Source organism: Arthrobacter sp. ISL-30, from assembly GCF_018613855.1.
Lineage (GTDB): Bacteria > Actinomycetota > Actinomycetes > Actinomycetales > Micrococcaceae > Arthrobacter.
In genome coordinates this window covers 1-20,004 of the sequence record NZ_JAGGPK010000015.1, presented here as the reverse complement: position 1 = coordinate 20,004, position 20,004 = coordinate 1, and the positions used below count along the sequence as shown (strand labels likewise).

At 63.9% G+C, this 20,004-nt stretch carries 16 protein-coding genes; 9 read left to right on the top strand and 7 right to left on the bottom strand.

Annotated elements, in window-relative coordinates:
• The 4 genes from J7E82_RS06730 to J7E82_RS06715 form a co-directional block, all read right to left on the bottom strand.
• Nucleotides 1-291 (bottom strand): hypothetical protein, encoded by a 291-nt coding sequence (locus J7E82_RS06730; protein WP_214861841.1) that lies wholly within the window; start codon nt 289-291, stop codon nt 1-3.
• Between the two features lie 98 nt (nt 292-389).
• Nucleotides 390-1,070, bottom strand: a complete 681-nt coding sequence (locus J7E82_RS06725; protein WP_214861839.1) for a FadR/GntR family transcriptional regulator — start codon at nt 1,068-1,070, stop codon at nt 390-392.
• Nucleotides 1,067-2,398, bottom strand: a complete 1,332-nt coding sequence (locus tag J7E82_RS06720; RefSeq protein ID WP_214861837.1) for a CynX/NimT family MFS transporter — start codon at nt 2,396-2,398, stop codon at nt 1,067-1,069. Before J7E82_RS06720 ends, J7E82_RS06725 begins: the two co-directional genes overlap by 4 nt.
• Nucleotides 2,399-2,496: 98 nt before the next feature.
• Nucleotides 2,497-3,939 carry a PucR family transcriptional regulator gene (locus J7E82_RS06715; RefSeq protein WP_214861835.1) on the bottom strand — a complete coding sequence of 481 codons (1,443 nt, stop codon included), beginning with the start codon at nt 3,937-3,939 and terminating at the stop codon, nt 2,497-2,499.
• A gap of 136 nt (nt 3,940-4,075) precedes the next feature.
• Between J7E82_RS06715 and J7E82_RS06710 the strand changes: the two genes are divergently transcribed.
• Together J7E82_RS06710 and gabT are read left to right on the top strand one after the other, a co-directional pair.
• Nucleotides 4,076-5,518: a gamma-aminobutyraldehyde dehydrogenase gene (locus J7E82_RS06710; protein ID WP_214861833.1), complete on the top strand. Its 1,443-nt coding sequence runs from the start codon at nt 4,076-4,078 to the stop codon at nt 5,516-5,518.
• A 26-nt stretch (nt 5,519-5,544) separates the two neighbouring features.
• Nucleotides 5,545-6,900 carry a 4-aminobutyrate--2-oxoglutarate transaminase gene (gabT, locus tag J7E82_RS06705; protein ID WP_214861825.1) on the top strand — a complete coding sequence of 452 codons (1,356 nt, stop codon included), beginning with the start codon at nt 5,545-5,547 and terminating at the stop codon, nt 6,898-6,900.
• Nucleotides 6,901-6,978: 78 nt separating this feature from the next.
• On the opposite strand, the gene rarD is transcribed toward gabT, so the two are convergent.
• Entirely contained in the window at nt 6,979-7,917 is a 939-nt protein-coding gene (rarD, locus tag J7E82_RS06700; RefSeq protein WP_308113658.1) for an EamA family transporter RarD, read from the bottom strand.
• 310 nt (nt 7,918-8,227) lie between these two features.
• Here rarD and J7E82_RS06695 point away from each other — a divergent pair, with 310 nt between their 5' ends.
• The 7 genes from J7E82_RS06695 (at nt 8,228) to J7E82_RS06665 (ending at nt 18,122) form a co-directional block, all read left to right on the top strand.
• Nucleotides 8,228-9,667: an FAD-dependent oxidoreductase gene (locus J7E82_RS06695; protein ID WP_214861817.1), complete on the top strand. Its 1,440-nt coding sequence runs from the start codon at nt 8,228-8,230 to the stop codon at nt 9,665-9,667.
• A 217-nt stretch (nt 9,668-9,884) separates the two neighbouring features.
• Nucleotides 9,885-11,258 carry a helix-turn-helix domain-containing protein gene (locus J7E82_RS06690; protein ID WP_251041550.1) on the top strand — a complete coding sequence of 458 codons (1,374 nt, stop codon included), beginning with the start codon at nt 9,885-9,887 and terminating at the stop codon, nt 11,256-11,258.
• Between the two features lie 163 nt (nt 11,259-11,421).
• Nucleotides 11,422-12,945 (top strand): aldehyde dehydrogenase family protein, encoded by a 1,524-nt coding sequence (locus tag J7E82_RS06685; protein ID WP_214861815.1) that lies wholly within the window; start codon nt 11,422-11,424, stop codon nt 12,943-12,945.
• Nucleotides 12,946-13,000: 55 nt separating this feature from the next.
• A complete protein-coding gene (adhP, locus tag J7E82_RS06680; protein WP_214861898.1) occupies nt 13,001-14,011 on the top strand; it encodes an alcohol dehydrogenase AdhP in 1,011 nt (336 codons plus the stop codon).
• Nucleotides 14,011-14,418 carry a DUF779 domain-containing protein gene (locus J7E82_RS06675; RefSeq protein ID WP_214861808.1) on the top strand — a complete coding sequence of 136 codons (408 nt, stop codon included), beginning with the start codon at nt 14,011-14,013 and terminating at the stop codon, nt 14,416-14,418. The genes adhP and J7E82_RS06675 overlap by 1 nt, the downstream gene beginning before the upstream one ends.
• Before the next feature lie 352 nt (nt 14,419-14,770).
• Nucleotides 14,771-16,435 (top strand): sigma-70 family RNA polymerase sigma factor, encoded by a 1,665-nt coding sequence (locus J7E82_RS06670; RefSeq protein ID WP_214861807.1) that lies wholly within the window; start codon nt 14,771-14,773, stop codon nt 16,433-16,435.
• A gap of 151 nt (nt 16,436-16,586) precedes the next feature.
• A complete protein-coding gene (locus J7E82_RS06665; protein ID WP_214861805.1) occupies nt 16,587-18,122 on the top strand; it encodes an amino acid permease in 1,536 nt (511 codons plus the stop codon).
• 124 nt (nt 18,123-18,246) lie between these two features.
• On the opposite strand, the gene J7E82_RS06660 is transcribed toward J7E82_RS06665, so the two are convergent.
• Nucleotides 18,247-18,882: a DUF2461 domain-containing protein gene (locus J7E82_RS06660; RefSeq protein ID WP_214861803.1), complete on the bottom strand. Its 636-nt coding sequence runs from the start codon at nt 18,880-18,882 to the stop codon at nt 18,247-18,249.
• A 137-nt stretch (nt 18,883-19,019) separates the two neighbouring features.
• The coding region (locus J7E82_RS06655) for a catalase (RefSeq protein ID WP_214861801.1) at nt 19,020-20,004 on the bottom strand (985 nt) is incomplete at its 5' end.

Below are 20,004 nucleotides of genomic sequence, written 5' to 3'. Positions count from 1 at the left end.
TCAGCCGTTCATGGGGCCTTCGGCGTGAAGTTTCCAGGCCTTCGCGCCCTGCACGTGAACCATGCAGCGGACGATGAGTCCTCCCACAGCCATGTCGGCGTCGATCAGGGAATGTCCCCTGCGCACTACCGTAAAGTCTTCCGAGCCCGGTTCGACCTCGACACCCTTGGCAGCCGCATCCTTCCGCGCGTTCTCCAAGGCCTGTTCCTGCAATCTCTCCATGTAGCCCGGCTCATCGGCCCTCGGGATGTCTCCGAAGGCCCAGCCGAATAATGTCCCCGCTGAGCTCATGGATTGAGTGTAGCCGGGGAAGGCCATGAACTAATAAGCGTACTTAGTAAGGGTGTGTCCTGGCGGCTGCCTTCGACCGCCTGCCCGACTGCCTGTCCCTACCTGCGGATCCACTCCGCACAGGAGTTCAGGTTGCGGTGGACGCTGGCGACGGCGGCGTCCTCGTCGTGGGCTTCAATGGCGTCGGCCAGTTCCTCGTGGCCTTCGCGGGGGAGGCCGTTGAAGCCTTCCTTGCGCTGCTGCTTCAGCAGGTCGTTATGGAACACGCCGCCGAAGCTTACATAGAGCTCATGGAGCAGGGGGTTGCCGGAGGCCTGGGCCAGTCTCTCGTGGAAATCCCAATCCGCCCGTGCCCACGTGGGGTAATCGCCTGCATGCCAGGCCTCCTCACGCACTGCCAACAGGGACCTCAGCCGGTCGACATCCTCGGCGGTCGCATGGCGTGCTGCGAGACGGGCGGCCTGGGTATCCAGGGCTATCCGGACCTCGAGGATGTGCTCCTGGGTGTGCTCCTTGTACATTCGCTGGGCTGCTCCGGAGATCTCGCTGACTGCCCTGACATAGGTCCCGTCGCCGCGGCGGACCTCAAGCATGCCGCTATGGGCGAGGGCCTTGATAGCCTCGCGCAGGGTTCCCCGGGAGACGCCAAGGGTGGCCATGAGCTCAGGTTCCGCGGGGATGCGCTGCTGCAGGGGCCATTCCCCCGAATGGATCATGCCGCGCAGCTTGTCCGTGATTTCCTCCGCCAACGCGGGACGGTGTGAGGCGGTGAGGGTCACTTGGTGCTCCTGGTGCTGGAAGGCAGGATGTTCTGCCAGGACGCTTGGCGGACTGAATCCTGGCTTCCGGATTTTCTGTTTCCGGCGGTCAGCAGGTGCCCCACGGCCACCAGGCCGAATGCCACTGCGAGCAGCAGCACGAAGGGCAGGGTCCATCCGCCGGTGGCGGCGTGCAGGAGTCCCATGCCGAACGGTCCTACTGTAGCGAAAAAGTAGCCCACTGACTGGGCAAGGGTGGACATGGCGGTGGTTTCCGCCGTCGACGTTCCACTGCGGCTGATCAGGACCATGACCAGCGGGAAGATCCCGAGACCGACGCCGAGCAGCACCGCCGGTACGGCGGCAAGGGCCGGCGGCGTGAACAGCATGAGGGCGAGGCCAAGAACCATCGACACGGAAGCCAGATACATGCCAAGGCGGGTTCGGGACGGTCGGGAACCGATGGCAAGCAGCACCATGCCGGCCGGAACCGAGATGAGCTGCAGGAGGCCAAACAGGATGCCGCTTTCGGAAGCGCCGAGTCCCTGTGTCGTGAGGATGTAAGGGAACCAGCTCATCACCGCGTACGCCAGGAGGGCCTGAAGCGTGAAGATGCCGGTGAGGAGAATCCCCTGGCGTGTGCGCAGCAGCGGCCACGGAGAGACATGCTGTCGCGGCTCCGCGCTCTGTGCCCGACGGTTCTGGAGCACTACTGGAAGGAAGGCCAGGAAGGCCGCAGCTGCCACGAGTCCCAACGCGCCGATGCCAAGCGACGGCGAACCCAGCTGCTGCGAGAGGGGCACCATGGCCATGGAGAACGCGGTGGCACCGCCAGTCATGCTGACCGTGTACAGGGCAGTCATCATGGACGTGCGCCGGGCGAAGTGCTCCCGGATGAGCGACGGCATGGCAACATTGCAAATGGCCAGACCCGACATGCCCACCACAGTGCCGAGCACCAGCATTCCCGTTGTGGGGATGCCGCGCACCAGGAGCCCGGCAGTCAGCAGCGCCAGGGCGAACAGAATGGATTTTTCGACGCCAATCCGGCGGGTCAGCAGCGGGGTGGCAGCGCCGGCGAGGGCGAAGCACAGGGTCGGGATGGATGGCAGGATCGCGGCCACAAGGGCTCCGTAGCCCAGGAGCTGCTGGAGGTCGTGGAAGAGTGTGGATGCTCCGGCAATACCGGCCCGAAGGTTCAGCCCAACGAGAACGATCGCAATGACGCCGGTGACCAACATCCAGCGGGAGCGATCCGGCGTCGCTGCTGCCCCAGCCGAGCCTTTGGCAAGTGCAGAGCTATTCATCGCGGACGGGCAGTCGGAGGAAGCGGGAAGAGCAGTGGCCATGATTAGAGGTTAGACGTTAGACGTTTGATGTTTAACCTTTTGTGATGAATTTCTCCTCCGGGCTTCCAGGAGTTATGCGACGCAGAAGCGTGTAGAAATCAGCGAGGCTGCCGGGAAGACAACCGCTGGACCGCCAGGGCCAGCCACAGCTGCACCCGGTCCTGCGTCTGCGAGGGGTCGTAGCCGGTCAGCTCAGTGATCTGTGCCAGCCGGTACCTCACAGTGTTGCGGTGCAGGGTCAGCGCCTCGGCCACGGCTGCCACGGAGCCGTTGTGGTTCAGATAACTTTCCAACGTCGCAAGCAGTTCGGACCCATGCGCGGCGTCGAACTTGCGCAGAGGGGTGAGGGACTCGCTAGCCATGTCGGCCAGCGGCACGTCTTCGCTCGCCAGCAGCAGCGAGGTGAGGCTCAGCCGTTCCGGCTCATTGACGGGAAGCCCGTGCGCCGCGGCGTCGCGAGCTTCGAAGTAGCTCCAGCGAAGGCCGTTCGGTTTGGTGTAGGCGCCGCCGATGCCTATCACCGCATGGATGCCGGCCTCGAGCAGATGGTCGCTCAGCGCCTTCGCTAGCGAACTCGAGGACGTGCCGTCATTCGGGATCACGGTGATGAGGTCCTTCCCGACGACGGCGGTCACCGCGTCGTCGAGGACCTTCGGCAGTGAGGTACTTGCCAGTTGCTTGGAATGGGCCTGCGATTCGGCGAGCAGCACCACGTTCTTGCGGGTGCTGTTGATTCCGACGCCGGCCAGCCTGCGCTGGGCCTCGGACGTTTCGAGGGTTCCGTGGATGACGTCGTCCAGGACCTGCCCTGCCAGCGCCCGCTGCGACTGGCGCTGCTTGACCATGTTGTTCAGTTCCACACTGATCAGGTTCTGGGCGTAGCCGATGATGCCGGTATCCCCGAATGGCTGCCGAACCCAGAGCGTGCATGCGTCGCGCCGGCCGGTGGGGATCGGGTAGGAGGCCCACTCCGGGGCCGTGGGGGAGGGGCTGCCGGGCACGCTGTTGTACAGCTGTGCGCTGAACTGGGTCAGGATGATGTCCGTCCGCAGCATGCTGCCGAGCTGCTTCAGCAGTTCGGCCAGGCCGCCGCCTGTCAGGAGTGCCCGCGCCAGGATCTGGTGGCCGGCAATCAGGCGTTCGAGCTTGGAGTAATGATCGGCGGACTGGGAATCGGCCACCAGCTTTCCGATGGCGATGAACGGCGTCTGATAGGGGACTTCGACCACCGGCAGGCCCCAGCGGTCGGCCTCGGCGATGAGGGCCGGCGGGACGGCGTCATGTGTCAGTCCAGTGCCGAAGCCGATGCCGACGGCGCCAGCTCGCTGGACCTGGCGCGTGAACCGGCGCTGTTCGGCAGCCGTGCGGAGGCGCATGCCCGTCGTGAGGACCAGCTCTCCGCCATTGAGGAAGCGCTGGGGGTCCTCCTGTTCGGTGACCGCGACCCAGTGGATATCAGCGTCCAAGGTAGTTTGGGCCTGCCCCACTTTGCGGAGCCCGAGGGAGCGCACGTCGATGAGCGAGGTGAGGGTCATGGCCATGAAAAAAGGATAGCGCGGCGCTGGTCAACCGCACGAAAGGAGATGGCGGAAGGTGTGCAGCTGACTATTCCCTGCACATGGGGGCTGGCATAGGCTCGAGTCAGCTGCAGCTAACACCAAGAAACATGAAAGAGGGATGCACACCGTGGTTCAAACCTTGCAGAACTTCATCAACGGCGCGTTCGTGACGCCCGCCGGCACCGGGTCGCTGCTTGACATCGTGAACCCCACCAATGGTGAGGTTGTCGCCAAGTCGCCCATCTCGGGCCAGGCCGACGTCGATGCCGCCATGACTGCCGCCAGCGAGGCCTTCAGGTCCTGGAAGCACACCACTCCAGGGCAGCGCCAGCTGATGCTGCTCAAGCTTGCTGACGCCGTGGAAGCCAACAGCGACGAACTTGTCGAGGCCCAGCACCGGAACACCGGCCAGGTTCGCTCCCTCATCGCCTCCGAGGAAGTGGCTGCCGGCGCGGACCAGCTCCGCTTCTTCGCCGGTGCTGCCCGCATCATGGAGGGCAAGTCGGCCGGAGAGTACTTCGAGGGCCACACCTCGTTCGTGCGCCGCGAGCCGATCGGCGTCGTCGCCCAGGTAGCTCCCTGGAACTACCCGTTCCTCATGGCCATCTGGAAGATCGGCCCTGCCCTGGCGGCCGGCAATACCGTGGTGCTTAAGCCCTCGGACACCACACCGGAATCCACGCTGGTGCTGGCTCGCCTGGCCAAGGACATCTTCCCTGCCGGCGTGCTGAATGTCGTGCTGGGCACCGGGGAGACCGGCGCCATGATGGTGGACCACAAGGTTCCCGGCCTCGTGTCCATCACCGGCTCCGTGCGCGCGGGCATCGCTGTCGCCAGCGGCGCAGCCAAGGGCCTCAAGCGTGCCCACCTGGAACTGGGTGGCAAGGCTCCGGCCATCGTCTTCAAGGACGCGGACATCAAGAAGAGTGCTGCGGCCATTGCTGAATTCGCCTTCTTCAATGCCGGCCAGGACTGCACCGCCATCACCCGCGTGCTGATCGAGGACTCCATTCACGATGAGATGGTGGCGGCCATGGTGGAGCACACCAAGACCCTGCACACCGGCTCGCAGAATGACGAAGACAACTACTTCGGCCCGCTGAACAACGTCAACCACTTCAAGGCCGTCAGCGCCGTGGTGGAAGCCCTGCCGGAGAACTGCCGGATCGAAACCGGTGGCCACCGTGCCGGGGAGAAGGGCTACTTCTTCGAGCCCACCATCATCACGGGAGCCAAGCAAAGCGACGACGTCGTCCAGAAGGAAACCTTCGGCCCGGTCATCACTGTCCAGAAATTCACCACGGAGTCCGAGGCAGTGGAACTGGCCAATGACGTCGAATACGCCCTCGCCTCAAGCGTGTGGACTACGGACCACGGCACGGCCATGCGGATGAGCCGCGACCTGGACTTCGGAGCAGTGTGGATCAACACCCACATCCTGCTGACCGCTGAAATGCCTCACGGCGGCTTCAAGCAGTCCGGCTACGGCAAGGACCTCTCCATGTACGGCGTCGAGGACTACACGCGCATCAAGCACGTGATGACCGCCCTCGACGCGTAACGAACCAACTGAGAAAGATTCATTCCATGACTGCAACCGCCCCCGAACTGTCCTACCGCCTGGAGCAGAAGCGCAAAATCAACGGCGCGTTCCCCGGCCCCAAGTCCCAGGCCCTGAACGAGCGCCGCAAGTCCGTCGTCGCCGCCGGTGTTTCCTCCGGCGTTCCCGTCTACGTTGAGGACGCCGACGGCGGCATCATCCGCGACGTCGACGGCAACTCCTTCATCGACCTCGGCTCGGGCATTGCCGTCACGAGCGTCGGCGCCTCCGACCCCGCGGTCGTCGCCGCTGTCCAGGACGCCGTCGCGCACTTCACCCACACCTGCTTCATGGTCACGCCGTACGAGGGCTATGTCGCCGTCGCCGAGCAGCTGAACCGCCTCACCCCCGGCGACCACGAGAAGCGCACGGTGCTGTTCAACTCCGGTGCCGAAGCCGTGGAAAACGCCGTCAAGGTGGCACGCCTCGCTACCGGCCGCGACGCCGTCGTCGCCTTCGACCACGCCTACCACGGCCGCACCAACCTGACCATGGCGCTGACCGCCAAGGCGATGCCGTACAAGACCAATTTCGGCCCCTTCGCGCCCGAGGTCTACCGCATGCCCATGAGCTACCCGTTCCGCGAGGAAAACCCGGCCATCACAGGTGCCGAGGCCGCCAAGCGTGCCATCACCATGATCGAGAAGCAGATCGGCGGCGACCAGGTGGCCGCGATCATCATCGAACCCATCCAGGGCGAGGGCGGCTTCATCGTCCCGGCCGACGGCTTCCTCCCGGCGCTGTCGGCCTGGGCCAAGGAAAAGGGCATCGTTTTCATTGCCGACGAAGTCCAGTCCGGCTTCTGCCGCACGGGCGAATGGTTCGCCGTCAACCACGAGGGCGTCGTTCCGGACATCATCACCATGGCGAAGGGCATCGCCGGCGGCATGCCGCTTTCCGCGATCACCGGCCGCGCAGACCTGCTCGACGCCGTTCACCCGGGCGGCCTGGGAGGCACCTACGGTGGCAACCCCGTCGCGTGCGCCGCTGCCCTGGCCTCCATCGGCTCCATGGAGGAGCACGACCTCAACGGCCGTGCCCGCCGTATCGAGGAGATCGCCCTCGGCCGCCTGAACGAGCTGGCCGCCGAGACCAGCGTGGTGGGCGATGTCCGCGGACGCGGCGCCATGCTCGCCATCGAACTCGTCCAGGCAGGTTCCAAGGAACCCAACCCGGAACTCACCAAGGCTGTGGCCGCCGCCTGCCTGCAGGAAGGTGTCATCATTCTGACCTGCGGCACGTACGGCAACGTCATCCGGCTGCTGCCGGCGCTGGTCATCAGTGACGAACTGCTGATCGACGGCCTGGAGGTCCTGGCGAAGGCCATCAAGGCGAACGCGTAGGTCCTAAGAACCGGAAAGGGTGGACACAGCAATGCTGTGTCCACCCTCTCGCTTTAACCGGCCAGGCCTCCTAAACGGCTAGGCCTCCTGCCGCGCGAGCCGCCTTGCCACTGAATTTTTCCGGGCGACCGCGAGCATGTCCACGGTGAGCACCAGGAGGGCTAGCCACACAATTCCGAAACCGATCCAACGATCAAGGGTCATGGCCTCACGGAAGATGGCCACCGCCACAATGAACTGCAGCAGTGGAGCGAAGTATTGCAGGAGCCCGATCGTGGTCATGGGCAGCCGACGGGCAGATGCGCCGAAGAAGAGCAGCGGCACGGCCGTGATGATGCCGGAAGCAGCCAGGAGCCAGAAGTGCCCCGCCCCGTTGCTCGTCAGTGTGGCGGCTCCGGTGACGCCGAGCACCACCATAGTGATCGCGGCGAGCGGCGTCAGCACGACTGTTTCCACGGTCAGGCTGGTGATGGCGTCGACACGGGGACCCACGCGTTTCTTCACGAAGCCATAGAGCCCGAAGCTCACTGCAAGGGTCAATGCGATCCAAGGCAGTTTTCCATACGACACGGTGAGGACGACGACGGCGACGAAACCGATTCCGACGGCGGCCCACTGCAGCGGGCGCAACGTTTCCTTAAGGACGAAGACGCCCAGCAGCACCGACACCAACGGATTGATGAAGTAGCCCAGCGATGCCTCCACCGCCTGGCCGGTGGTGACGCCATATGTGTAGGTCAGCCAATTCACCGCGATAAGTCCTGCGGCGATAGTCAATGGCCCCATGATGGAGCGGTCCTTGATTGCCCCGCCCAGGATTCGCCATGTGCGTGTGATGGTGATCAGCAGCGCGCAGAAGATCAGGGACCACACCACGCGGTTGGCCACGATTTCCACCGCACCGGCCGGCAACAGCACGAGGAAGTACAAGGGGAGTAGTCCCCACAGGCCGTAGGCGCCGATGCCGAAGAGGATGCCCGCCGTCGTCTCGCTCTTAACCGCTGCAGTGGTCTTCACAGGGTTGGACCCCTTTGCGGGAGTTGACCCCACGGGATTGGACCCCACGGGATTGGACGTCGGAGGACCCTCCGTAAGGTTGGTGGCACCCGGGGTGGCTGCGGATGGGGCTGTGAGGTTTCCATCGGGCGTAGGCACAAAGCCAATAACACCATCCTCCCCGCCGGTATTCCACCAGGGCGTGTTTTCCTGTGACTCCGGTTTCCTGTGACTCCGGCCATGAATAGGACACGCTCAGCCGGGCGACAATTAGAATTAAGGACTGCGTCCCCATGCAACGGCGCCGATTCCAGTTCCAGAAGGGCTCACAGTGTCCAACTCAGCCGAAACTACAACCCAACGACCACTGCGCGTCGCCATCGTCGGCGCAGGGCCGGCCGGCGTCTATGCGGCTGACATCCTCACCAAGTCCAGCGAAGTCAAGGACGGGGAGGTGGAGGTCAGCATTGATCTGTTCGAGGCCTACCCGGCACCCTACGGCCTGATCCGCTACGGCGTTGCCCCCGACCATCCCCGCATCAAGGGCATCGTGAACGCCCTGCACAAGGTCCTGGACCGCGGCGACATCCGTTTCTTGGGCAACGTGAAGTACGGCCGCGACCTGACACTGCACGATTTGCGCGCCTTCTACGATGCCGTCATCTTCTCCACAGGAGCGATCAGGGACGCGGAACTGGACATCCCCGGGATCGAATTCGAAGGCTCCTTCGGCGGCGCCGACTTCGTGTCCTGGTATGACGGGCATCCCGACGTTCCGCGTGACTGGCCCCTGGACGCCAAGGAAATCGCCGTGATCGGCAACGGCAACGTAGCACTGGATGTTGCCCGCATGCTCTCCAAGCACGCCGACGACCTCCTGGTCACGGAAATTCCGGACAACGTCTACCAGGCACTGAAGAATTCGCCGGTGACCGACGTCCATGTGTTCGGCCGCCGCGGCCCCGCCCAAGTGAAGTTCACTCCCCTGGAATTGCGCGAGTTGTCGCATTCGAAGGACGTGGACATCGTGCTCTACCCGGAGGACTTCGAGTTCGACGAAGCGTCCGAGGAAGCAATCCGGACCAACAACCAGACCAAGACCATGGTCAACACCCTGACCAACTGGCTCGTCGAGGAGCACGCGGAGGCGGAGAAGCCGTCCTCCCGGCGACTGCACCTGCACTTCCTGCACAGCCCCGTGGAAATCCAGGGCGACAGCGAGGGCAGGGTCATCGGGATCAAGTTTGAACGCATGCAACTGGACGGCACCGGCAACGTCAAGGGAACAGGCGAATACGTCGACTACCAGGTTCAGGCCGTCTACCGGGCCATTGGCTACCACGGCTCTGCGCTGGAGGAGCTGGAGTACGACGCGCGCCGCGGCGTCATCCCTAACGAAGGCGGCCGGGTGCTCGACGCCTCCGGGAAGCCCGTGCCCGGGGTCTACGCCACCGGGTGGATCAAGCGCGGCCCCGTGGGACTGATCGGCCACACCAAGGGCGACGCCCTGGAAACTGTGGGTTTCCTGCTGGAAGATCGCCTGACGCTGCCCATGGCGGAAAACCCGGATCCGCAGGCCATCATCGACCTCTTGGAAGAACGCGGAGTTGAATACACCACCTGGGAGGGCTGGAACAAGCTCGATGCCCACGAGGCCTCGCTCGGAAGCGCCTGGTCGGAATCCAACGTCGAAACAGGCATCGTGCGTGAGCGCGTCAAGGTGGTTCCACGTGAGGAAATGATCGAAATTTCGAGGGATTCACGAGAATAGTTCCCCGAGACACGAAGGGCATTGGGTTGGCTGGCTTGCCGGGTCCGCACACTTTTGACCCTCTTTGAGATTGAACATCGACACGCTGCCGTGTCCGGGCTTTTTCGGCAATTTTCCTGCCAAAGAGGGTCAGATTTGTTGAAGACGCTAAAGTGGCCTCACAACGCCCCGTCGGCTAAACCTCTGCCAGGGAAGTTCACTTCGACAAGGAAGTTCAATGATGAATGCCCGCCACTCCGCATCTGCTGCGTCCCTGCAGCGGCACGCCCTCGCAGGCCATGAACTCCTGGGTGCCAGCAAGGATGTATTCGGCTTACCTCCGGGCCTCAGGAACCTGATTGCTGAGTCCTGGCAGCGTTCCGCACAGCTGCAGGCAAACCCCGACCAGCCCGAGGCCCCGCTGGTCATGGACCGGGAAGAGCTTGAGGAGTACCGCCGGCAGCACCCCTTGGCCACCATCATGCCCGTCATCCAGAAGCTGCTCGTCCAGCCAAGCCACGATAGCGGGCTCCTGGTGGCGGTCGGCGATGAGATTGGCCGCCTGCTGTGGGTGGAAGGGGATCCAGTGCTACAGCGCAGGGCCGAAGGCATGATGTTCGTGGCCGGCGCTGACTGGTCCGAGGCCGCCGTCGGAACCAGTGCCCCGGGCACCGCGCTCGCCTTGGGACGCGGCATCCAGATCTCCGGCGCCGAACACTACAAGCGGTCCGTCCACCCCTGGAGTTGCACGGCCGTGCCGTTCCATGACCCCGACTCCGGCGCGTTGCTCGGCGTCGTGGACATCACGGGCACGGAAACAGCAGTTGCCGCCCACACCCTCACGCTCGTCGAGGCAACTGTGGCAGCTGCCCAGGCGCAGCTGCGCGTGGAGCGGCTCCAGGTGGCAGCGGCGGAGGTCAGCAGGCGTGCCCGACGGCGGAGCCCGGGAGCCGACGTCGGCGCTTCCCAGGCGGCTGCTCACGGAGCGGACGGCAAAGCGCGTGCGAGCCTGTACCGGAATAGCCTGCAGCTCCTGGGCCGTGACCAGGCGCTGCTGAGCCTCGGCGGACGAACCGTGCCGCTGTCCGCCAGGCACAGCGAAATCCTTGCCATCCTCGGCAGCCATCCACAGGGCCTCAACGTGGAGGAACTGTGCGAACTCCTGTACCCCGGAGAGGGCTCAACCGTGACCCTTCGAGCTGAAATGGTGCGCCTGCGCAAGGTGCTGCAGCAGCTGGAGCCCGCCGCCGTCCCCGAATCCAGGCCCTACCGCCTGACCCTCGACCTCGCCCCCGACGCCGGGCAGGTACTGTCGTGCCTGCAACGCGGGGCGCACCGCATCGCGCTGGAAATCTACAAAGGCTCAGTGCTGCCGCGCTCGGAGGCGCCCGGCGTCGTGCAGCTGCGCCTTCGTGTTTCCGGGCTGCTGCGTGAAGCGCTCCTGGCGGACGGCAGTGTGGAGTCCCTGCTGAAGTACCTTGAGCTGCCCGAGGCCAGGGACGACGTCGAAGTTCGGGTTGCGGCCCTTCGGCTCCTTCCGCCGCGCTCGCCCAAGCGCGCAGCCCTCGTGGCGGATGTCGAGCGCCTCGAATCCGAGCTCGCCGCCCGATAACCCCCGGCGAGGTGCGAGCTCTCGCGGCTTTCATCCAGCGAAAGCGCCGAGAACTCGCACCTCGGCGGATAACCCACAAGGTTGCAACCTGACTGCAACCTGCCCGCTCCTAGGCTGAAGGCGACGGCGAAAGCCACCATCATGCACAGCAAAGGAGCTAGCAATGACCGTCTACGCACAGCCCGGAACCGAAGGTTCGAAGGTCACGTTCAAGGACCGCTATGAGAACTGGATCGGCGGCGAATGGGTGGCCCCGGTCAAGGGCCACTACTTCGAAAACATCACGCCGGTCACGGGCAAGGCCTTCTGCGAGGTTGCCCGTGGAACCGCCGAGGACATCGAACTGGCGCTGGATGCCGCGCACAAGGTTGCGCCATCGTGGGGCAAGACCTCGGCGGCAGAGCGAGCCGCCGTCCTGAACCGGATTGCCGATCGGCTCGAAGAGAACGTGGAGCTGCTCGCCGTTGCCGAAACCTGGGACAACGGCAAGCCTGTCCGCGAAACCCTCAACGCCGACATCCCGCTCGCAGTGGACCATTTCCGCTACTTTGCCTCCGCCATCCGCGCCCAGGAAGGCCAACTCTCCCAGCTCGACGACGACACCACCGCCTACCACTTCCACGAGCCGCTCGGCGTCGTAGGCCAGATCATCCCCTGGAACTTCCCGATCCTGATGGCCGTGTGGAAGCTGGCCCCGGCGCTGGCGGCGGGCAACGCCGTCGTCCTCAAGCCGGCGGAACAGACGCCGACGTCGATCCTGGTCCTCATGGAACTGATCTCCGACCTGTTGCCGGCTGGAGTGGTCAACGTGGTGAATGGATTCGGCGTCGAAGCCGGAAAGCCGCTCGCGTCCAGCCCCCGGATCCGCAAGATCGCCTTCACCGGCGAAACCACCACAGGCCGGCTGATCAGCCAGTACGCAAGCCAGAACCTGATCCCCGTCACGCTGGAACTCGGCGGCAAGAGCCCGAACATCTTCTTCGACGACGTCGCCGCTTCCAACGATGCGTTCTATGACAAGGCCCTTGAGGGCTTCACGCTGTTCGCTTTCAACCAGGGCGAAGTCTGCACCTGCCCGTCCAGGGCCCTGGTCCAGGAAGGCATCTACGATACCTTCATGGCCGATGCCCTGGCCCGAACGCGGAAGATCATCCAGGGGAACCCTCTGGACACGGACACCCAGGTTGGAGCCCAGGCCTCCAACGACCAGCTCGAAAAGATCCTTTCCTATATCGACATCGGAAAGCAGGAAGGCGCCCGTGTCCTTACCGGCGGCGCCCGCGCCGAACTGCCCGGCGAGCTCGCTGACGGCTATTACGTCCAGCCGACCATCTTCGAGGGCCACAACAGGATGCGGATCTTCCAGGAGGAAATCTTCGGCCCGGTGGTCTCCGTGACCCGCTTCAGCGACTACAACGACGCCATCGGGATCGCGAACGACACCCTCTACGGCCTCGGCGCCGGCGTTTGGTCCCGCAACGGCAACGTCGCCTACCGCGCGGGCCGCGAAATCCAGGCTGGTCGCGTCTGGGTCAACAACTACCACGCCTATCCGGCGGGCGCCGCTTTCGGCGGCTACAAGTCCTCCGGCATCGGACGTGAGAACCACGCCATGATGCTGGACCACTACCAGCAGACCAAGAACCTCCTGGTCAGCTACTCCGAAAACAAGCTCGGCTTCTTCTAGGCCAGCACAAATGCAGGGCAACACCACTTTTCAAGGAGAATCGCCAATGACGACGATGAACGCAGCAGTAGTAACGGAATTCGGCCGCGAACTGCAGATCCAGGAACTGGAACGGCCGACGCCGGGTCCCGGCGAGGCGCTGGTGCGCCTGATCACCTCCGGGGTGTGCCACACGGACCTCCATGCGGCCGAAGGTGACTGGCCGGTCAAGCCGGCGCCGCCGTTTATCCCGGGCCACGAAGGCGTGGGTGAGGTTGTCGAGGTCGGTGAGGGCGTAACGGACGTCGCGGTCGGGGACCTGGTGGGCAACGCGTGGCTCTGGTCCGCGTGCGGGGACTGCCAGTATTGCCGCACAGGCTGGGAAACCCTCTGCGAGTCGCAGCAGAACGGCGGCTACAGCGTGGATGGCTCCTTTGGCGAATACATGCTGGTCAACACGAAATTCGCCGCCCGGATCCCGGCTGGTTCGGATCCTGTAGAGGTTGCCCCCGTGCTGTGCGCCGGCGTCACTGTCTACAAGGGCCTGAAGATGACGGAGGCCCAGCCGGGGCAGTGGGTGGTCATCTCGGGCATCGGAGGCCTCGGACACATCGCCGTCCAGTACGCCGTCGCCATGGGATTGCGGGTAGCCGCAGTCGATATTGCCGATGACAAGCTGGCGCTTGCCAGGCGACACGGCGCCGAGGTTACCGTCAACGCCCTGGAGGAAGACCCCGCCGAGGTTATCCAGCGCGAGACGGGCGGCGCGCACGGCGTCCTGGTTACTGCCGTTCACCCCTCGGCTTTCGGACAGGCCATCGGCATGGCTCGCCGTGGTGGAACCATTGTGTTCAACGGCCTTCCACCCGGCGACTTCCCGGCACCAATCTTCGAGATCGTCCTGAAAGGCCTGACGGTGCGCGGCTCAATCGTTGGCACCCGCCAGGACCTTGAGGAGGCGCTGGACTTCTATGCCCAGGGCAAGATCCATCCCACGGTGTCCACCCGTGAACTATCCGAAGTCAACGCCGTGTTCGAAGAGATGAAGCATGCCAAGATCGACGGCCGCGTGGTGCTGAGGTTCTAGTGACTGCGACCAGGCTGGATGCCGCTGTGACGCTGCCCGGGGAAGATTTTTCCCGGGTGGCGCTCACCGCCTCGTCGGTTGAGCTGCTCCGGAGCTTGTGGGTGCAGCACGGCCCGTTAATGTTCCACCAGTCCGGTGGTTGCTGCGACGGATCCTCGCCCATGTGCTACCCGGCCGGGGAGTTCCTTACGGGAGGCTCCGACGTGCTGCTGGGACTCTTCGACATCGGTGAGGCGGGCGAGCCGCGGCCCCTCGAGTTCTGGATGTCCCGTGAGCAGTTCAACTACTGGAGCCACACTCACCTCACCGTTGACGTGGTTCCGGGCAGAGGCAGCGGATTCTCTGTGGAGTCCCCCGAGGGCAAGCGCTTCCTAATCCGCTCCACCCTTATGGATTGGCCGGATTGATCGCACCTCACTCGGCCCTGGACCGACCGAACCTTGATTGATCGGCCCTGGACCGCCCGAATCTTAATCGATCGACCCTAAATCGGCCGCGGGGCCCCTGTTGTACATGCCATTCCTGTACAGGGGCCCCGTGTTTCGTTCCGCGTTCCCCGGCACCCCCAGCATGCCGGGCGACGCTTGTTACCGAGCTTCCGGCGTCTTACCGGTTAAGAGGTGGCGGCCGCGTTCTTATGACGCGATTTTTTTGATTTTTTGGAGAACTTTCCCTGCCGGAACTTTTAGCGCGCCCTTAAACTGGACAAGAAGTGTCCGTTGAGCGCTGGGGAACGTGGCATTCCGTGGAGGATGCATCATGCCCAGCGATACAGCACAAAGTAGCCAACCGGCCGATCCCAGTGACGCCCAGCTCATTGCAAGGGTTCGCGACGGAGAGACCGGTGCGTACGCCCAGCTCTTTGAGCGGCACAATAGAGCCGCCACAGGACTGGCCCGGCGGTACGCCAGGAACTGGTCCGACGCCGAGGATCTCACCGCGGAGGCATTTGCCAACGTCCTCGCCACACTCCAATCGGGAGGCGGCCCCGACGCATTTTTCCGGGCCTACCTGTTCACGTCCATCGCCAGGCTCGCTGCGCACAAGAGCAGTCAGGACAGGCGCCAGAGCCTCAGCGAGGACTTGGCTACCTTCGAGGCTCCCATCGGCTTCACGGACCCGGTCCTTGAGTCTTTCGAATCAAAAACCGTGGCCGCCTCCTTCCGCTCCTTGCCTGAGCGCTGGCAGGCCGTGCTGTGGTACACAGAAGTCGACGGCATGCAGCCGGCAGCCGTTGCGCCCATGCTCGGACTGTCTGCCAACGCCGTATCGGCACTTGCGGTTCGAGCCCGGGAAGGCCTTCGCCAGGCGTACCTCCAGCAGCACATTGCGCACTCGCTTGCCGACTCCGACTGCGCCCGGTATTCGGCAAAGCTGGGAGCCTACGCCCGGAATGGCCTGACGGATCGACAGGCGACCCAGGTGCGCGAGCACCTGGATGGATGCAAGAAATGCCTCGGCCTCTATCTTCAGATCCAGGACGTAGGCGCCGGCATCCGCGGGATCGTCTTCCCCCTTGTGGCCGGGGTTGCGTTTCCGATTGCGGGCAAGGCGGCGGCCGGGGGTGCCGCCGTCGGTATCCTGGCGGGAGCACAGCAGGGCGTGGCAGGTTTAGGGCTGGGCGTGGCCAGGGGCCTGGATCTGGTACGAACCCACGCTGGTGTGGGTGGTGCCACCGGCACTGCGGTCATGGTCGGAACGACGTTGTTTGTAGGCGTCCAGCTGGGCCCGGGCGAACCCCCACCCGGTCCGGAGAACGACAACGTTCCCCATGCTGCGGCCCCGAGCTATGTCCCACCGAGCGCAGGCGAGCCACTGCCTTCAGCGCAGGCCAGCGCCCCGTCACCCTCACCGTCGGCGCTTCCTCCGATGGAAGGCCTTGGCCCGGTGCTCCCTGTGCCATCGGAACGCGCCCTTGAGGAGCAGCCTGGCGTGACGACGACGGCCCCAATAGCCGGCGAGCCGCCGTTGCCTGATGATCCTGCCGCCGAACAACTGCTCGCCGAGGCTCAAAACACGACGACTCCGTTGCAAGACCCCGTCCCGCAACTCGCGCCTGCTCCGGCTCCTGTGCCCGCTCCGACACCTGCCCGCGTACTGCCTCCGGTATCTGGGCTGCCTCCGGTTCCCGCACTGCCTCCGGTATCTGGGCTGCCTCCGGTTCCTGTACCGCTTTCGGTTCCCGTACCGCTTTCGGTTCCCGCACTGCCTCCGGTTCCTGTGCCGCTTTCGGTTCCCGTACCGCCTCCGGTTCCCGTACTGCCTTCGGTTCCTGTACCGCTTTCGGTTCCCGCACTGCCTCCGGTACCAGAACTGCATCCGGTACCAGAACTGCATCCCGTTCCAGTTGAAGCGACTCTGAACACGGTGCTCACAGAGTCCGTTAGCGGCTCCCTCGTTGCGGGGTATTCAGCAAGCTACTGACTCACTGCGGCTAGCCTGCCCGTCGGCACTCGAATCACTTTCAAAGTGAGCGCAGCGTCTCACATCCTGGGACAAATGTGGCCGTCCACCAATTGGACACTAATCTTGATGAGTCCGTTTCTAAAACACCCCTCAAGATTGTGGACCCTTTATGAACCTTTTCCGGACCAAGTCAATCGAGCAGTCAATCGCTGACGCCGATGAACCGGGACGCAAGCTCAAACGCTCCCTGAGCACCTGGGACCTGATGATCATGGGAGTCGCCGTCGCCGTCGGCGCCGGGATCTTCTCCGTCGGTGCCAAGGCCGCAGCCAACTTCGCAGGCCCCGCGGTGACCATCTCGTTTGCCGTAGCCGCCCTAACCTGCGCCCTGGCGATCATGTGCTACGCCGAATTCGCCACAGCTATCCCCGTGGCAGGTTCCGCCTACGTCTTTACCTACGCCACCATGGGTGAGGTCCTGGCCTGGATCATCGGTTGGAACCTGATCCTCGAGCTATTCACCGCCGCGGCCGTCATCGCCAAATACTGGGGCATCTACCTCAGCAAGGTATTCGGCCTCATGGGCGTAGAGATGCCTCCGGCCATCAATATTGCAGGAGTAGATCTTTACTGGGGCGCGTTCCTGATTGTTGCCATCTTCACGGTGCTGCTTGTCCTGGGGACCAAGCTGTCCGCCCGCGTCGGCAACATCTTCACGCTGATCAAAATCGGCGTCGTGCTCTTCGTGATCGTTGTGGGCTTCACCTATGTCAAGTTCTCCAACTACACGCCCTTCATCCCAACATCCGAGCCCACAGCCAACGCAGGCGCCGCCGACGTCATGAAGCAATCGTTCTTCGGCTTCTTGACCGGCGCCGCCCCTGCCCAGTACGGAACCCTCGGCATCTTTGCCGGCGCGGCCCTGGTCTTCTTCGCCTTCATCGGCTTCGACGTCGTGGCCACATCCGCCGAAGAAGTCAAGAACCCGCAGAAGACGCTGCCTCGCGGAATCTTCGGCGGCCTGGCCCTGGTCACGCTGCTCTACATCCTTGTCTCGCTGGCGCTCACTGGCATGGTTTCCTACACGCAGCTGGCCGAGGTCAAGAACCCGACCCTCACCACGGCATTCGAGGCCGTCGGCAACACGGATGCTGCGAAGGTCATCGCCTTCGGTTCCCTTGTGGGTCTGACCACCGTCATCATGGTGCTCCTCATGGGCCTGTCCCGCGTGGTGCTGGCAATGAGCCGCGACGGCCTGCTCCCGCGCGCCCTCTCAAAGACCAGCGACAAGCGTTCCACCCCGGTACGCCTGCAGATCCTGTGTGGTGCTGCCGTGGCCCTCGTGGCCGGGCTTACGAATGTGGACCTCCTCGAGGAAATGATCAACATCGGAACGCTTTCCGCGTTCGTCATGGTCAGCCTGGGCATCCTGGTGCTTCGCAAGAAGCGCCCGGATCTGAAGCCGGCCTTCAGGGTGCCGTTCGGGAAAGTGCTGCCGATCGTGTCAGCCCTGCTTTGCATCTACCTCATGACCAACCTGGCCGTGGAGACCTGGATCTTCTTCGCTATCTGGCTGGTCATCGGTGTCGCAATCTACTTCTCCTATGGACAGCGCCACTCACGCCTCAACGAGAAGTTCGCCGAAGCCAAAGCCGCCGTCAACAAATCCGACGACGTGGACGATTCCGACCTCACGAAGGTCTAGCAAGCTTCCTACTGGTTGCTATCAGCACTGTGGGAAGATCAACCCCCTCGGGCCCCTGCCCGAGGGGGTTCTTCCGTATGAGGGGTTCTTCCATTTTGGGTTTGTTTCCTTCTAGAGCGCTCGACTACGGCGCTGCATGTTCGCTCATCCATTCAACCAGCGGACGTAGCTTCTCCCAGCGCTCTCGAACCTCCTTGGCCGCGGCCGGCGTGGACAGCCAGTCGGGCTCTCCGAGCGTCATCCCGGCCGAGAGGGACTTGTGCTTGAGGAGCTCCGCGCGGGGATGGTCTTTATCGAGTCCACGGGGAACGGTCTTGAGCTTCTCACCTTCGATTGCGAAGCCCGCCGCAGCCACCTCATCCACTATTAGCTGAAGGGCATTTCCGCTCTCCGGTGCATCCACGGCGGCACGGTAGCGGGCGATCTGCGCAGGGGAATGGGTGTGGCAGCCGCCGCCGATCAGCAGCCCGTCCGCACTGAGCTGTAAGTAATAGCCGGTCCCTTCCTTCTTGGCCGCGAACGCCCCCTGATAGGTCTTGTAGGGAGACTTGTCCTGGGAGAAGCGGATATCGCGGTTGGGCCGGAATACCTTTCCCGGGCCGAAGTCTTCCTCCAACTCCGCCAGCAAGAGCATCAGTGGCTCCTTGATGGAGGATTCGTAGATGTCCTTGTGTTCCAGCCACCAGTCGCGGTTGTTGTTCTGTTCGAGCTCTGAGTAGAAGCGGAAGGCTTCGCCCGGGATCCCTGAGAAAGTGTCCATAAATGGATCGTAGGGAGGGGCGACGGACGCGGAAAGTGGTTCATCGCCCTATGTGGAAATCGCGCCCGGAAACGGCAACACCCCGCCATGGAAAATCCGTGACGGGGTGTTGACTTTGCTTCAGGAGCCTCTGGGGCTTAGAGCTTGTTGGCTGCTTCTGCAGCGGATTCGCCCTGGCCTGCGCCGAGGTTTGCCCGGAGCTTGGCGCCGAGTTCGGCGTCGACGTTGGTCCAGTACTGGATGGTGCGTTCCTTGATGCCCGGGCTCTTCACGCCGCCCACGGCACCGGTGATGGTTTCCAGCAGGCGGGCCTTGGCGGCCTCGTCGAACACTTCGCGGTACAGGGTTCCGGCCTGGCCGAAGTCGCTGTCCTCGGCGTGCAGGGAGTGCGCGGCGAGGGTGAGCTCGCCGTCGTTCTCCCAGCCGCCGGCCGGGTTCTGCGGCTCAACGGCAGCCGGGCCGCCGACGGAGTTCGGTGCGTAGACCGGGACCGAGGGGGCGTTGAACAGGTAGCGTCCGGCGCCGTCCTGGCTGTAGTTGTTGACCTGGTTTTTGGGCTGGTTCACCGGGATCTGGGCGTGGTTGGTGCCCACGCGGTAGCGGTGTGCGTCGGCGTAGGAGAAGATGCGTGCCTGCAGCATCTTGTCCGGTGAAGCGGCGATGCCCGGGACGAAGTTCGACGGCGCGAAGGTGGCCTGCTCGATCTGCGCGAAGTAGTTCTCCGGGTTCCGGTTCAGTTCCATGGTGCCGACCTTGATCAGCGGGTAGTCCGCGTGCGGCCACACCTTGGTCAGGTCAAACGGGTTGAAGCGGTAGGTCTTGGCGTCCTCGTACGGCATGACCTGCACGTGCAGGTCCCAGGAGGGGAAGTTGCCGGCGGCAATGTTTTCCTGCAGGTCGCGGATGTAGTAGTCGGCGTCGGAGCCGGCCAGGGCCTCTGCTTCATCACCGGTCATGGTCTTCACGCCCTGGTTGGACTTGAAGTGGTACTTGACCCAGAATCGCTCGCCGTCGGCGTTGATCCACTGGTAGGTGTGCGAGCCGTAGCCCTGCATTTCGCGCCAGGAAGCGGGCAGGCCGCGGTCACCCATGAGCCAGGTGACCTGGTGGGCCGATTCGGGG

Coding starts and splice junctions, on each gene's coding strand:
- J7E82_RS06670 (WP_214861807.1), top strand. CDS start 14,771: ATGCCCAGCGATACAGCACAAAGTAGCCAACCGGCCGATCCCAGTGAC.
- J7E82_RS06720 (WP_214861837.1), bottom strand. CDS start 2,398: ATGGCCACTGCTCTTCCCGCTTCCTCCGACTGCCCGTCCGCGATGAAT.
- J7E82_RS06710 (WP_214861833.1), top strand. CDS start 4,076: ATGCACACCGTGGTTCAAACCTTGCAGAACTTCATCAACGGCGCGTTC.
- J7E82_RS06660 (WP_214861803.1), bottom strand. CDS start 18,882: ATGGACACTTTCTCAGGGATCCCGGGCGAAGCCTTCCGCTTCTACTCA.
- J7E82_RS06690 (WP_251041550.1), top strand. CDS start 9,885: ATGATGAATGCCCGCCACTCCGCATCTGCTGCGTCCCTGCAGCGGCAC.
- J7E82_RS06715 (WP_214861835.1), bottom strand. CDS start 3,939: ATGGCCATGACCCTCACCTCGCTCATCGACGTGCGCTCCCTCGGGCTC.
- J7E82_RS06685 (WP_214861815.1), top strand. CDS start 11,422: ATGACCGTCTACGCACAGCCCGGAACCGAAGGTTCGAAGGTCACGTTC.
- adhP (WP_214861898.1), top strand. CDS start 13,001: ATGAACGCAGCAGTAGTAACGGAATTCGGCCGCGAACTGCAGATCCAG.
- J7E82_RS06665 (WP_214861805.1), top strand. CDS start 16,587: ATGAACCTTTTCCGGACCAAGTCAATCGAGCAGTCAATCGCTGACGCC.
- gabT (WP_214861825.1), top strand. CDS start 5,545: ATGACTGCAACCGCCCCCGAACTGTCCTACCGCCTGGAGCAGAAGCGC.
- J7E82_RS06730 (WP_214861841.1), bottom strand. CDS start 291: ATGAGCTCAGCGGGGACATTATTCGGCTGGGCCTTCGGAGACATCCCG.